This window comes from Planifilum fulgidum, from assembly GCF_900113175.1.
GTDB lineage: Bacteria > Bacillota > Bacilli > Thermoactinomycetales > DSM-44946 > Planifilum > Planifilum fulgidum.
Window position 1 is genome coordinate 1 of the sequence record NZ_FOOK01000009.1, and the last position, 13,847, is coordinate 13,847.

The following is a 13,847-nucleotide window of genomic DNA, read 5'->3' on the forward strand; positions in this document are numbered from 1 at the left end:
GCTTCTTCTCCCACTTAAAGACAGAAGCTCTCCAACACCATCATATCCAAGATACTGAGCAGGCTCAAATCCTAATTCAAAGGTATATTCGTTTTTACAACGAGGAGCGGCTTCAACTGAAATTAAACAAGCTGACGCCTGTAGAATACAGGCGTCAGCACGCCGCATAAGCCGGGTGTTTTTACGTGTCTACATTTTTGGGGCTTGACCATTTGCCGCCGGGTCCGTCCTTTGGATCGCCTGCGGTCAACGCTTTCCGGCAGGACGGAATTTCGCGGCGCAACCGGAGGATGCAAAATCCGCATCCCTTCCCACGTCCCGCACCTGCTCCCAAAAGGCGACGACGCAGTCGAGGGGGCGGGACACCGCCTTCTCCCCGGCAAAGAAGAAGGTCTCCTCTTCTTCGTCTTCCCCTTCAAATGTCACATAATAGACCGAATAACGGACGGTTCCCCGATCGGAATCCTCAATGTCAAAATGCGCTTCGTGGCTGATCGAAAGCCGCGAAAAGGAGCGCACCGCTTCCCGGTCGGCTGCGTCTTCCATGTCCCGGAAGCGGATGGCAAACCGGTCCGCCTGCTCATCGATGACGACCTCGCGAACGCGGCCGTACAGCAGAAGCTTCCCCTCATCCGCGTCGATCGTTCCCGTCAGTGCCGACGCCCCTTTGACCGCGCGATTGAGCAGGCGCTCCAGATCGGCGGCAACCATCTCACGGACAGAAGCTTGAAAATTGACCACGTTGCCGTGGGGAAACACTCGCATGATGACCGACCCCTTCCGCCCCGATTATACCGGAGGGGGTCCGCCGATTCAAGAAAGGTTTTGCTTCCTCTGTTTCTCCAGCATGCGAAGCTCCACCCGGCGGATCTTTCCGCTGGTGGTCTTGGGCAGCTCCGTGACAAATTCGATTTCCCGCGGATATTTGTAGGGGGCGGTCACGCTTTTGACATGTTCCTGGAGCCGCTTCACCAGTTCTTCCGACGCCTCCTCGGGCCGTTTCAGCACGACGAAGGCCTTGACGATCGATCCCCGCACCGGATCGGGGCTGGCCACCACGGCGCATTCCCGCACGGACGGATGTTTCACCAATGCATCCTCCACCTCGAAGGGGCCGATGGTGTAGCCGGAGCTGATGATGATGTCGTCGGCACGACCCTCGAACCAGAAATATCCGTCCTCATCCATCCTCGCCTGATCCCCGGTGATGTACCAATCCCCCCGGAAGGCCTTGGCGGTCCGCTCGGGATCCCGGAAATACCCCTTGAACAGGGCCGGGGCATCCTTGTGGACCGCAATGTCCCCCACTTGTCCCGGCGGCAACTCTTGACCGTTTTCATCGATGATCGCCACCCGGTTGCCCGGGGTCGGTTTCCCCATCGATCCGGGCTTGATGGCCATCCCCAGAAGGTTGCCCACCAGCAGGGTGTTCTCCGTCTGCCCGTATCCATCCCTCACCTCCACGCCGAAATGCTTGCGGAAGGTGTCGATGACCTCCCGGTTGAGGGGTTCGCCGGCGCTCACCGCGCTGCGCAGGGATGAAAGATCAAACCGGTCCAGTTGGTCCACCTTGGCCATCATCCGGTACTCGGTGGGCGTGCAGCAAAGGACATTGACCCGGTAACGTTCCATCAGGGAAAGGTATTTCTCCGGATCAAACCGGCCATGGTAAACCAATCCCGTCGCCCCCGAGCCCAAAGTGGAGATGAAGGGGCTCCACACCCATTTGGCCCATCCCGGACCGGCCGTCGCCCAGACCGTGTCCGTCTCCCGGATGCCCAGCCAATTTTTGGCCGCCACCGCCTGGTGTGCAATCGCCCAGCTGTGGTGATGGATGACGCCTTTGGGACCGCCCGTCGTTCCCGAAGTGTAGGAGATGAAAGCGATATCATCGCTGCGCACGCGAGGCAAAGCAACCGAATCATCCGATACGGCGAGACTTTCCATCGGTTCCCAATTCCCTTTTTTCTCACCGCGGACAACGCGCAGCGCCAATCCGGCATATTCTTTCGCCGCTTCGTCGACCCGTCCGGTGAGCGCCCCGTCGGCAATCACTCCCTTCACTTCCGCATGCGTCATCCGGTAACGGATGTCGGAGGGCATGAGCATCTCCGAGCAGGGAAGCACGATCAGACCCGCCTTCAACGCCGCCATATAGGCGATGTAGGCCTCCGGAACGCGCGGCAAAAGGATCATGATCCGGTCGCCTTTGTTCATCCCCGACTTGAGCAGCCCCCTCGCCAGGGCATCGGAGCGCTCCTTCAATTCGGAGTAGGTCAGCGTCCGCTGTTCCCCCCCTTCATTCTCCCAGCGGATCGCCACCTTGTCCCGGTCCGCCGCATGGCGGTCGATGTCCTGGGTCATGTTGTAATATTCCGGAATTCTTATTTCCAATAGAATTCCCTCCTTTGCGAAAATGCCCTTTACATGTTTCATTCTACATCTTCACAAAAGGATCCTGTCCTTTTTGCAAACCGATTTTTTCCTTTTATACCCAACAAAAAGGAGGCGGATTTTCCCGCCTCCAAAACGGATTATTTTTGGTTACCGAACAGCGCCTCCACCCAGTTGCTGCTGAGCCAGAGCGACGAGACGCTTCGTGATTTCTCCACCCACAGATCCGTTGGCCCGGGAAGTGGTGTCCGGACCGAGGTTCACACCGAATTCCTGAGCGATTTCATACTTCAGCTGGTTCAAGGCCTGGGAAGCCCCCGGAACCAGCAGCTGGTTGTTGTTGCGCCGGCGTTCTTGCTGTTGTTGTTGGGCCATCTTTTTCACCTCCTTGGTAGATGGTACTCTTATCTTGTGAAGTTCTCAGGGTATGATACGAGTGAAATTTTGGTTACACATCGTTCTTTTCGCGTCGAAAGGCACGCTCCTTTCACAGACGCCCTCCCGCCCATTCCAGGAGGGAGCGGGCCTCCTCTTCCCTGTCCTCTTCGGTGACCACCGTCACAATCACATTCTCAGGCGATTCCATCCCATCGGCTCCGGCCATCCCGCTCGCATCGGGATGGGCCGCGGCCAACACGCCCGCATCCCGGCTGCTGATCGCCGCTCCCATCGTGATGCTTGCCAGGGAAGAGGGGGATTCGGAAATGGAATTATCCAGATCGACCACATTCTCTCCCGGAAATTGGGAAAAATGATCCATCCGGACCGTGTCGAATCCCCTCTCCTTAAGCTCCCGCACCGCCTTTTGAGCGTTTTTTTCCGTCCGGAAATAGGCGATGATGCTTTTTTCTCCCATCTTGAACACCTCCTTTGGCGCGCATCAAGCATAATATGGTGAAATCCGCTCCCTCCCTATGCGTTTTCAAGCGCATTTTCTTCGTCGGTAACCCGATGGGAATGAAACGCCTTCCGATGGATACCTTATAAAGTGAAGAAAGCCGCAGGCTGCCCCCAAAGGGAAGGGGCCGCCGGCATCCGGCCGGCGGCCCCTATCCGAGAAGAAATCCCATAAGTGCCTTCATCAAAGAATCCGTTTATGCGCAACCCTTGCCCCGGTCTTCCCTCGACCGGGGCGAGGAAGTAACCTTTTCACAACCGGTCTCACTGAAACCCGAAGGTTTTTTTCGAAATCGGCGGGGTTAGCTGGCTCCCTTCATCCTCAGCTGGCGACGAAGTTTTTTCAGCCGTTCGATCTCCTCACGCAGATCATGCTGGTACAGGAACTCGTGGCGAAGAACGGCCAATCGAAACTCCCTCTCCATACTGCGCAACTTTTCTTCGATTTCGCGCAATTCTTCCACCATGAGGAACCACCCCGTTCGCAGAAGATGAAAACCATGAGTCTCGTCCATGGTTTTCCCACTGTGTTTATACCCCCTTTCCAAACAAATAAACCTCAAAAAACGGGAAAAATCCTGATCGATTCCATTCCCTGCGACAAATTCCTTCCTTTTCAAACAATGGGGAGGCCAGCGCCTCCCCGCGGATTCGACGATGATTCGTCAATCTTCGCTTGTGTGCGTCGACAGCTGGTTTAAACGCCGCACCAGCACCGACGTCCGGTACACCTTATACATTTTGGCCGCGTCCACCGTGGTCAGCAACCTCGTTCCCGCCGTCAGCTTGTCCCCGTCCAAATAGCGGATATAGTCGTATTGCTTCAGTTTATCCAGGATTTCCTCCCACTTTTCCCGGCTTCCGATATGTTCATGGAAGTGTTCATAGACGACATTGCGGTCGGCGATCGGTTCCTCTCCCCTTTTTCTCATGTCGGGATCCAGTCGCGGGTACACCAAAAGTCCCCACAGGATCACCAGCGCCGAACGCGTCACCGGGTCCCAATTTTTATGTACGGGAGAATCCTCTTTATCCACATTAACCCTTCTTTTGGGTATTTCTGGAATCAATGAACTGATCTCTCCGACGGACAATTTGCCCATTCACAAACCCCTCCTTCTCTGTCCCACCGGTGGTCGGATCACGCGAAATGGGCTTTTCTGGGGATGATCATGCAGCAGAATCGAAGATTTTGACACAGACTAAAAGGTTGTGATGAATATAAGTTAAGGTCTATAATACCTTTATGGGCGAAATCAGGCACAATTATACTTTTGAATGGGAAAACCCCCGGAAAAAATAATGGATTGATAGCCTTTTTCTGCAATGTATTCACATTACAATGAATTTTTACAAGTATTGCCCTGGAAAATTAGATTAAATTTCTGTTATATTGAAAAAAAGTGAAGTGTATACGGGGGGAATCCGCCATGTTTGATACAAAAAAAGGGAAATATTCCGAAGAGGAAAACGAACGGATCATCACCGCATTAAACGAAGAATTGGCGAAGGGAAGGCCGGAAAGGGAAGTCATCCGTGAACTGGCAAACGAACTGAACCGGGGATATGCCGGGATCATCGCCCATGTCCGAAAATTGCGGGCAGAACGCCCCGAACGTTTCACGGCCGTTTCCGCCGGCAACACCAAACCCCGTCTGAACAGCTGGTCCGAAGAGGAAGAAGAGATTCTCGTTCAAACGGTCAACCAATTCGCCAAAGAGGGAAAACCCATCTCCGCCGCCATCGAAGCGTTGAAAGAAAAGCTTTCCCGCACCCCCGGGGCCATTTATCAGCGCATATACACACTCCGAAACAAATACCCGGACAAATTCACCCACCTGCCGAAACAGCGGCCGCGCAGGCGAAAGCAACCCAGCTGGGCCGTGCAGAAACCGGTCATCCGCAAACTGGACGCGCCGAAAGGGGAGGAGGAGCGGTGGAATCCCGCTCAGGGTCACAAGGAGGTCTCCGCAACGGCGGAAGCGGATCTGGCCGAAAAAAGTCCCGAGATCGAGATGAACGGCGAGGAAGCGATGTTGCTCAAGGCCTTTGAAGAACGATACGGCCGGCTCAACCTGCAGGCGAAGCAACAGATGCTCAGGCTGATGCGGCGCTACGGCTGCACCCGCGTCTCCATCGCCTTGTTCACCTTGACTGAAAACAAAGATTTCCCCATGATGGTCGTCGACTTTTTGGAAAAGCACTTGACGGATAAGGACAAACGGGTATGACGAAAAAGGGCACGGGCGTCAAACCCGTGCCCGGGGGCATTAAAGAAATCGATCCGCTTTATCAAGGGTGTAACGGTTAACCAGCGGTATTTTTCCGTCCCGAGACGTTCAGAGGGATTCCCGAACGGTATCCCGACGCCGGACGGGTATGCTGGCACAGATCACCGTCGTCCGGTCCCGGCCGGTCTGCGGACGGATCTCCACCTGTCCGACGACATCGTAACCGAACTCATCGCACAGCTCAATCAGGCGAGCCCGAAACTGTTTCAACTTCCTCTCGTCGATTTCCGTGCGTTGGTAGCTGAGAACCAAAGACAGCCGGTCGTCGGCGGTATCCGCCGTGGGGCGATCCCTGTCCCTGCCGAACAGATTGATCATGTCGAATTTCACCTCAGTCCTGGATCGGGCAATCAATCAGGCGATGGGAAACAACCGCTTGAGCCGGGTGATGAATCCGTTGTCCTCCAGGTCCATGAAGGGAACGGACTCCCCGTTTATCCGGCGGGAAATGTTGCTGAAGGCTCGTCCGGCCAAGGATTTTGCGTCCAGGATCACCGGTTCTCCCGTGTTGGAGGAACGAATGATCCGCTTGTCCTCCGGAACGATCCCCAACAGATTGATCGCCAGGTGATTTTGAATCCGTTCGACGCTCAACATGTCGCCGGCCTTCACCATCCCCGGCTGCACCCGGTTGACGATCAGATCGATCTCCCGGAGATCCGCCGCCTCCAGAAGTCCGATCACCCGGTCCGAATCCCGTACGGAGGGAATCTCCGGATTGACGACCAGAATCGCCCGGTCCGCCGCGGCGATCGCATTCCGAAATCCACCCTCGATTCCGGCCGGGGAATCGATCAGGATGAACTCGAATTCGTTTTTGAGCTCCTCCACCACCTGTTTCACCTGCGACGGCGTCACTTCCTCCTTGTACCGGGTCTGGGCCGCCGGAAGCAGGGCCAGATTGGGAAACTCCTTGTGACGAACCAGGGACTGGCGAAGCTTGCACACCCCTTCGATCACGTCCACCAGGTCATACACGATCCGGTTCTCCAGGCCCAGCATCAAATCCAGTTTGCGAAGGCCGATGTCGGTGTCGAGCAGACACACCTTCCGGCCCAGCTGAGCCAGTCCGATCCCCACCGATGCGACAGTCGTCGTTTTTCCCACGCCGCCTTTTCCGCTGGTCACCGTAATCGCCACGGGTTCATGACTCATTTTCGCTACTCCTTTCTCAAGCCCTCTTATCATCCATTCTCACGGGTCGACGGTCCGGTGGCGCCCAAAGCCAAAGGCCACCGATCAATCTCCTCTTCTCCAACGCTTCTTCGCCCTTCAACTGGATACTTTTCGGAGCTTTGACAACAGATTACAAGTTTCATCAATATTGTAACAAACATGGAAAGAGAAAAAAAGCAATTGGCTGGGAAAGAAGCCGAAAAAGAGGCGAAAAGGGCGCCACGATCCCGAAGCGGCATCATCGGTCAGTCCGAATCTTTCGGTTTCCCGTTCTGTTTTTCAAAATCCTCCAGTTCCTTGGAAAACAGGTGCCAGATGACCATCGCCAGGGTGGCGTCATCCAAATAGCCGAAAAGGGGGACGAGGTCCGGGATGAAATCCGCCGGCAGAAAGAGATACAAAAAGCCGAATCCCACCATGAGTTTTTTGGCGAGGCTCGTCTTGGGATGCCGAAAATAGTCAACCATCAGCTTCAATTTGCGCAACACCTGTCCAATCCCGCCCGCCCGCCGGATGTTCCGGCCCAGCTTCCCCATGAAACTCTCCCTCCCAGAAGCAACTTGCGCCGATGTCCTGTGCGGCCCGGCACAGGCGGCTCACTGCAAAAACTTTTCTCCGCAGTGGGGACAGGTATCCACCAGCTTTTTCAGCTGGTTTCCACACTCCGGACAGACGAAAATGGCCTCCCCGACCGCTGTTTGGAACTCGGCCAGGGCACGGGGGCTGTCCGGCACAACGGTCGGCCGCCGCTCTTCGTCGGCCGCCTCGATTTGCTTTTTCTCGTTCCCGCTTGCTTCGCTGCGATGGTCGCCGCCAGACCCGGTTGGCGAGACGGAGGGATCGGATGGACGTTGCTGAGAGGAGGCGTCGGATGCCTGGGGCTCCGCCGCGGTGTCGCGATCATCGGAAGAGGAGGACGCGGCATGGGGATTCGGCGCTTGACAGACGGGGCATATTTTGGCCCCCCGGTCGAAAACGGCACCGCATTCGGGGCAGTCCACCTTTCCCCGCACGGAAAGCAGTTCCTTTTCCAAAGCGGTGACTTCCGCCTGAAACTGCCGAATCAGATGGAGGATTTCCTTCATATTTTCGCTGAGGACAAGGCTTTCCCCCTCGTCCCCGTTCCACGATTCATACACAAGGATGCCCAGACGGCGATACAATCGGTTGATATCTTCTTTTTTCCCCCGGATCCGCAGGTTTAATCGGCTGATTTCGACCATTTGCTGAGATTTTTGACTGGCAGTCTCCACACCCTTCTCCACGCGGTGCTTCAGTTCCTTCCAAATGCTCACCCGGAACCCCCTCCATAACCACAAATCCCTTCAACCATAGACAATATCAGAACAAATTCCGGTTCACAAGAAGGGTGCACAAAAAGATCCCCCAAATCCGGGGGATCGGAATCTTTCTCTCCTGACCCGTCAAAAATCGTCATCCCATCCGGGACCGCCCCAGGGAACGGGCCCCAACAGGCCGGGGGGCACCTCCCATGGCTCCCCCTCCCAGGGACCCGGGGGACCCAGCCATTCCGGATCGGGTCCGCCCCACGGTGAGCCGGGGGGAAACCCGTCCATCAGCGGCACGCCTCCGCCGGCAAAGGGTGGACGCCTGCCAAACCGCGGAGGACCCCATTTCCCTTTCCCCTTTCCAAAGGGACCGAGGGGACCGGGGGCCCCTTTGAACAACCGAATGGGCATGCTGGTCACTCCTTGCGGAAAAGTGAAGTAAAGTGGAAGGATCCTGATATCCATATGCACCGGGGGACGGATGGGTATGGCCACGCGACGAGGCGGGGGAAAATCCGCATCCGTCCACCGGGGCCCCGGCGCGGCTATTTTTTCTCGTCCTCCAAAATTTCCACGTATCCGCCGGTCCCGTCGACGCGGACGTATTGGCCGTCTCTCAGCTTACGGGTCGCATCCCTCACGCTGACCACGGCAGGGATGCCGTATTCACGGGCGACGACGGAACCATGGGTCATCATCCCCCCAACTTCCGTCACGAGGGCTTTGGCCGAATGAAACAGGGGCGTCCACCCGGGATCCGTGTAGGGAGCAACCAGAATCTCCCCTTTGTTCAGCCTTCCCTCCTCCAACCGGCGAACGACTTTGACGTAACCCTCCGCGACCCCCGGAGAGGCGGGAATGCCGGTCAGAGCGCCGGGAGGCGCCTGATCGCCGCCGATATCCGCCGAAAAGGTTTCCCCCTCGCTGGTGATGACCAGAGGAGGCTCCAGCTTCCGGTAAACCGCCTCCTCAGCCCTGCGGGAGCGGATGCGCCCTTGGACTTCCTCCCTGTCCAGGCGGTTTTCCAGAAGGGAAATCAACTCCTCCAGCGTCAAATAATAGACATCCTCCGTCTGATTGAGAACTCCTTTTACAACAAGGGCTTTAGCTTCCTGCAGAAGGGTTTCCCTGTAAAGCCCCAAGTATCGGATGATGATGTATTTGGGCAGTTCCCGGATGCCCACGGTGTTTCGGTACAGGGCGATGAGCCGGGCCAACTGCTTGGCTTTCCGGGTTCCGCCCCGCGTCGCCTTCACCCGCTGAAGCAGGGACCGGATCGCCTCCTGGGCCTGCTTCTCTCCACGTTTGAATTTCTCCCGGTGCTCCCCGGGGGCATTGCTTTTCAGGTGGCTCAAAATGGAAGGGACGAGCATGGTGGGCGCTTCCCTGTAGCGGACCCGGGTGACATCAATCTCTCCCGGCGCCCGCATCCCGAATTTCTCCATGAAGGCGTCCAATTTTTCCCGAAACGCGCCGCCGCCCTCCACTTCGCCCAATCCCTCGTAAAAGGTGCGGTCCTCCGCCCGCTCCAGATAGCGGACCACTTCGGGATAAGGTCTGGCCGCGTCGGCCAAATCCCCGATCACAAGCCCCATCTCGCCGGTGATGTTGCCGGGAGGGGATTTATCCAAGGAGGGGTCCCATTCTTCTCCCAGCCATTTTTTCATTTTCCTTTTGATGATCCACCTGGCGATGAATCCGGCATAGGTTAAGGCGATCGGATCGATCATCGCATCAAAAATGTTGTGACGCCGGATCAACCGAATCCGTTCCGCGCCGCAACGCGCAAGCAGCTCCTTTTGAACCCGGTCCAATTCCTGCTCAAAGGCGGTCAAGGCTCTCTTTGCGGCACGTTCCGGCTCTTCCCAGTACCAGACTCGGATCAGCCGCAGGATCGCTTTTCGGTAGATGGACAAAATGTCTTTCAAGGTGGCAAGCGCTTCCCGCCACACGCCCCGCTTCGGCGCGAGCCGCCTGAAATCTTCGCTTTGCACCACTTTTTTCAGCGCCAGCAGATTGTCGTCCGCTATCGTGCTTTTGAGAATCCTGCGCTGGACGGGTTTCAGGAACAGAAGGCTGGAACAATCCCAAAAAGGCCTTCCCCCCGCCTCCGTCAACCGGAACATGGTAATGTCTTCGGGGGCGAGCGACCGAAAAACGGAGATTCCGAGGGGCTTCATATAATCGGTCATCATTTGGGAGTGACCGACCGAAAGATAGACCCGGTATTCGCCCTTCTTGCCGGAAGGGACGGGATAGAGGGACGTGACGGGCCGGCTTTGGAGGATGTAGAAGGCATTCCCTTCCAAACACCATTCCACATCCTGTTCGGAACCGTAATGCTTTTCGATCCGTCGTCCCAAGGCCGCCAGCTCATAAATCTTCGGGTCCGGAAGCGCCTGTTTTTGCCGAAGTTCGGAGGGCAGGTCCCGGACTTCCGTGCCTCCACCCGCAGCGGGGAATATCCCCTTCTCCTTTTTCGCAATTTGCTTCAGGACGATTTCATCGTCCCGCACCTTGTAAAGATCGGCGGTCACCCTGCCCGAAACCATCCCTTCCCCCAGTCCGAACCCGGCTTCGATGGAAACGGTGCGCCGATGTCCCGTGACGGGATCCGCCGTAAACAGAATGCCGGACACATCGGGAAAAACCATCCGCTGCACCACGACGGCCATCGATGCAGCCCTGTGATCGAACCCGTTCTTGATGCGGTACGTGACGGCCCGATCCGTAAACAGGGAGGCCCAGCATTTTTTGACCGCTTCCAGGAGCTGCTCTTCCCCCTGGACGTTCAGATAGGTTTCCTGTTGACCCGCGAAGGAAGCGGCCGGCAAATCTTCGGCGGTGGCGCTGGAACGGACCGCGAAGGAATGATCCGCGCCCAACCGGGTCCAGGCCTTAAGGATCGCCTCCCGAATCGGGGCCGGAAGCGCGGCGGACAGAATGCCTCCACGGATCTTTTGCGCCAAAGCGCGAATCTCATCCAGCTGATCCGGCTTCAACCGGTTCAGCTCGTCCAGCCATCCTTCCATTTCCTGCAATTCGTCCGTTATGCGGCGGTAAGCCGCTGTCGTGACGCAAAAACCGGGAGGCACCGGCAGACCCGCCCTGTACATTTCTCCCAAATTGGCACCCTTCCCTCCGACAAGCGGCAGGCTTTGGCGGTCGATTTCCTCAAATGGCAGAACATCCTTCATTTTTCCACGTTCCTTTCCGAAAAAATGAAGTCATGCTTGCCGAGATTGAGCTTCGCGAAGGACAAAAGCTCCGCCGACCGCCACCCTGCCGGATCGAAAAAGCCGCGGGAAGGAAGGCTTCCCGCGGCTTTTTGAACACCACGAATCAAACCGTGGCACGGCACGACGATCCCCTCCCTCTCAAAACGCTTACGAGGTTAGCTGACGGGTTCGGGTGCTGAGAGTCACCCTACCTGGACGAATCCAGGATTCACCCCGTGCGGCTTGCAGGCAAGGCCATGAAGCCGCGAGTGGTTCCCCCGCTCCCAGAGTGGGATTCAGCGATTGAAATGGAAATGATTATTCGGTTGTGGTCTCATCTTACCCCCCGTGCCCCTTGGATGTCAATCATCGGAAAAGGCTGTCGCACCCGCCTTAATGGGCCGAGCTGACCCTTTTCTGAGGGACCGTTTGCTCCCGCTTGGGGGTGGTCGGCCGGTTCAGGCCCGTCTTGATCCACCAGGCCCCCAACAAGAGGAGGCCCGCAGTCACCAGGAAGAGCCCCCGGATATCGATCCACACCGTCAAAAAGCCGCCCACGATCGGCCCCATCATGTTGCCCAGAAATATGGCGCTGGAATTGTAACCGTAGACGGTGCTTTCTTTCCCCGCCGGGGCATGATGCCTGACCAGCGCATGGAGGGACGGCAAAAGGCCTCCCATGCACAACCCCAGGAGGAAGCGAAGGACCAAGAGTTGCCAGACGTTCGTGACGAAGGCGTGGGGGATAAAGAAGAGGGCCGCGGCGATCATCGCGTAAACCATGACCCGATCCGACCCGATCCGGTCCCCCAGCCGTCCCAGGAAGGGAGAAGCCATCATGTTGGCCATGCCGGTCACCGCCGTCACCAATCCGGCGAAAAAGGCGATATATCCCCCCGGCGCCCCCAACCGCTCAACATAAAGGGGCATCTGGGGCTGCGGCCCCAGCATGGCGAACTGAAGCAGAAAACCTGCGGCAAACAGGATGAGCAGGGTGCGCTGATGCAAAATAAAGGAGCCGTCGGCGAAAAAGCCGGCGGATTGGCTCTTTTCTTCCTCCGGCAATTTCTCCTCTTTGACGAAAAACAGCACCACCAGGGATGCGATGCCCAGCAACGCCCCCGTCAGGTAAAAAATCATGCGAAAACCGATCAATTCGGCGAGGGCCCCTCCGATAAAGGGGCCCATGATCGACCCGGCGACGCCTCCCGACTGGAGCATTCCCAGGGCGTAGCCGACGCGCTCCCGCGGAGTGTTGGTGGCCACCAGGGAAATGGATGCCGGAACAAAACCGGAAATGGTTCCGTTGAGCAGGCGCAAAAGCATGAGCTGCAGCGGGGATGTGGCCAATCCGGTCAAGATCATCACCACGGACATGCCGAAGCCGGAGCGCAACACCATGATTTTTCTTCCCTTTTTATCCGCCAAGCTGCCCCATACGGGCGCCATCACAAAGGCGGACAGGAAATTGATACCAAAAATCACCCCCGCCCACATCTGGTTCTTTTCCGGGTCGGTGACGCCCATCTCCTGCAAGTAAAGCGGCAAAAAAGGGATGATCATCGTCATGGCGCCCATGACGAGGAATTGGGATCCCATCAAAATGTACAGGTTCCGACGCCACAGTTCCATAACCGCTCCCTCACTCCTCCCCCTGTCTCTCTTTTCGCGGTTATTTCGCAAAACGAAATATCAAAAGAAAAAAGTTGCCCGCTTTTAACCGGGCAACCGGGTGATGAGAATCCGGCATCTATTAAGCTCGGCGATGCAATCCCAACGGTTTGGAGGCGATTTCCATCGCCAACTCCCGCCGGAGAGAACGTTCCACCCGAGTGACAAAAGGCATCCGTTTGATCCGCTCAATCGTTTGATCCGCTTTGCTTCCGTCAATATACAGATAAACGTATTTCAGACGCTTCGAGATATAGTGAATGTTCCCCAGACGTCCCAAGGAGCGAGCTGCCTTCAGATCCTTCACCCAAACAGCCAAACCCAGCCGTTCTGTGATTTTCATTCTTCGCAGCTCCTTTAACCCATTTGCATGTCCATGCATGTCAAGGATCGGATCGCGGATTCCCTTCCCGGAGAAACGAGAAGAACAATCCATAATCTATAATATCATTCATGGATTTCCATATCAACCGCGGGGCCAAAGCTTCCGGTTCAACGGGCGGATCAAAATATGGTAAAATGTGTGCAATTCCGGTCAAGAAAGCTGCGAAGAAGGGAGTGAAGGGCGGATCAAACGCCCGCGTAGTGCTGGAGAAGATGTTGTTCTCATTGATCGAGCGGGTTCAGCGCCTGTGCCCGGAGCTCTCCATCGAACACCGCAGGTATGTCGGAATCGATTTTCTGTACATAAGACCGCCGACACCGGCGGCCAGGGCGATCTTCGAGGCGAAAGTCCGCGAACAGGCGGACAAGATGGTGCGTGGAACTTCTTTGTTTTACGAATGCCATTTCGTCCGCAAGGCAACCGACCGGTGGGTCTACCGGTTCCGGTTTCGGGTTCCCGACCGGAAGAGTTTCTGCTGTGGAAACCGGTGTCCCGACTGCATCCTGCTCCGGCCGAAGGGGTGATC

The 13,847-nt window shown here is 56.6% G+C and carries 17 protein-coding genes and 1 riboswitch; of the genes, 3 read left to right on the forward strand and 14 right to left on the reverse strand.

All coding sequences use genetic code 11. From position 1 onward, the window contains the following. A partial coding sequence (locus tag BM063_RS18310) for an IS3 family transposase (protein ID WP_143085259.1) occupies nt 1-170 on the forward strand: 170 nt, incomplete at its 5' end. A 76-nt stretch (nt 171-246) separates the two neighbouring features. Here BM063_RS18310 and BM063_RS06790 read toward each other — a convergent pair. From BM063_RS06790 to BM063_RS06815, 6 genes are all read right to left on the reverse strand, one after another. Continuing rightward, nucleotides 247-765, reverse strand: coding sequence for a hypothetical protein (locus BM063_RS06790; protein ID WP_092037212.1), 519 nt, complete (start codon nt 763-765; stop codon nt 247-249). A 48-nt stretch (nt 766-813) separates the two neighbouring features. Next, a complete protein-coding gene (gene mbcS, locus BM063_RS06795) occupies nt 814-2,436 on the reverse strand; it encodes an acyl-CoA synthetase MbcS (RefSeq protein WP_092037214.1) in 1,623 nt (540 codons plus the stop codon). Nucleotides 2,437-2,544: 108 nt separating this feature from the next. Next, nucleotides 2,545-2,769, reverse strand: coding sequence for an alpha/beta-type small acid-soluble spore protein (locus BM063_RS06800; RefSeq protein ID WP_092037216.1), 225 nt, complete (start codon nt 2,767-2,769; stop codon nt 2,545-2,547). A gap of 112 nt (nt 2,770-2,881) precedes the next feature. Then, nucleotides 2,882-3,250, reverse strand: a complete 369-nt coding sequence (locus tag BM063_RS06805) for a hypothetical protein (protein ID WP_092037218.1) — start codon at nt 3,248-3,250, stop codon at nt 2,882-2,884. A gap of 343 nt (nt 3,251-3,593) precedes the next feature. Continuing rightward, on the reverse strand, nt 3,594-3,758 hold the full coding sequence (locus BM063_RS17605; protein WP_177199030.1) for a hypothetical protein: 165 nt from the start codon (nt 3,756-3,758) through the stop codon (nt 3,594-3,596). A gap of 198 nt (nt 3,759-3,956) precedes the next feature. Then, nucleotides 3,957-4,328: a hypothetical protein gene (locus tag BM063_RS06815; RefSeq protein ID WP_143085260.1), complete on the reverse strand. Its 372-nt coding sequence runs from the start codon at nt 4,326-4,328 to the stop codon at nt 3,957-3,959. A 393-nt stretch (nt 4,329-4,721) separates the two neighbouring features. Between BM063_RS06815 and BM063_RS06820 the strand changes: the two genes are divergently transcribed. Continuing rightward, nucleotides 4,722-5,522, forward strand: coding sequence for a hypothetical protein (locus tag BM063_RS06820; protein WP_092037224.1), 801 nt, complete (start codon nt 4,722-4,724; stop codon nt 5,520-5,522). Between the two features lie 108 nt (nt 5,523-5,630). On the opposite strand, the gene BM063_RS06825 is transcribed toward BM063_RS06820, so the two are convergent. From BM063_RS06825 to BM063_RS06860, 8 genes are all read right to left on the reverse strand, one after another. Beyond that, complete coding sequence (locus BM063_RS06825) at nt 5,631-5,900, reverse strand: cell division topological specificity factor MinE (RefSeq protein WP_092037226.1); 270 nt, start codon at nt 5,898-5,900, stop codon at nt 5,631-5,633. A gap of 36 nt (nt 5,901-5,936) precedes the next feature. Continuing rightward, nucleotides 5,937-6,737, reverse strand: coding sequence for a septum site-determining protein MinD (gene minD, locus BM063_RS06830; RefSeq protein ID WP_092037228.1), 801 nt, complete (start codon nt 6,735-6,737; stop codon nt 5,937-5,939). Nucleotides 6,738-7,003: 266 nt separating this feature from the next. Continuing rightward, nucleotides 7,004-7,294 (reverse strand): YkvA family protein, encoded by a 291-nt coding sequence (locus BM063_RS06835; protein WP_092037230.1) that lies wholly within the window; start codon nt 7,292-7,294, stop codon nt 7,004-7,006. Nucleotides 7,295-7,354: 60 nt separating this feature from the next. Next, nucleotides 7,355-8,053: a zinc ribbon domain-containing protein gene (locus tag BM063_RS06840; RefSeq protein WP_092037232.1), complete on the reverse strand. Its 699-nt coding sequence runs from the start codon at nt 8,051-8,053 to the stop codon at nt 7,355-7,357. 129 nt (nt 8,054-8,182) lie between these two features. Then, nucleotides 8,183-8,458, reverse strand: a complete 276-nt coding sequence (locus tag BM063_RS06845) for a hypothetical protein (protein WP_092037234.1) — start codon at nt 8,456-8,458, stop codon at nt 8,183-8,185. A 134-nt stretch (nt 8,459-8,592) separates the two neighbouring features. Beyond that, on the reverse strand, nt 8,593-11,244 hold the full coding sequence (locus BM063_RS06850; RefSeq protein WP_092037236.1) for a phosphoenolpyruvate synthase: 2,652 nt from the start codon (nt 11,242-11,244) through the stop codon (nt 8,593-8,595). 172 nt (nt 11,245-11,416) lie between these two features. Further along, nucleotides 11,417-11,577, reverse strand: a riboswitch (cyclic di-AMP (ydaO/yuaA leader). Between the two features lie 81 nt (nt 11,578-11,658). Then, nucleotides 11,659-12,897, reverse strand: coding sequence for an MFS transporter (locus BM063_RS06855; RefSeq protein WP_092037238.1), 1,239 nt, complete (start codon nt 12,895-12,897; stop codon nt 11,659-11,661). Between the two features lie 121 nt (nt 12,898-13,018). Beyond that, nucleotides 13,019-13,279 carry a YlbG family protein gene (locus BM063_RS06860; RefSeq protein ID WP_092037240.1) on the reverse strand — a complete coding sequence of 87 codons (261 nt, stop codon included), beginning with the start codon at nt 13,277-13,279 and terminating at the stop codon, nt 13,019-13,021. 215 nt (nt 13,280-13,494) lie between these two features. Here BM063_RS06860 and BM063_RS06865 point away from each other — a divergent pair, with 215 nt between their 5' ends. Beyond that, nucleotides 13,495-13,845 carry a hypothetical protein gene (locus tag BM063_RS06865; RefSeq protein WP_143085261.1) on the forward strand — a complete coding sequence of 117 codons (351 nt, stop codon included), beginning with the start codon at nt 13,495-13,497 and terminating at the stop codon, nt 13,843-13,845. Nucleotides 13,846-13,847 lie beyond the last annotated feature (2 nt).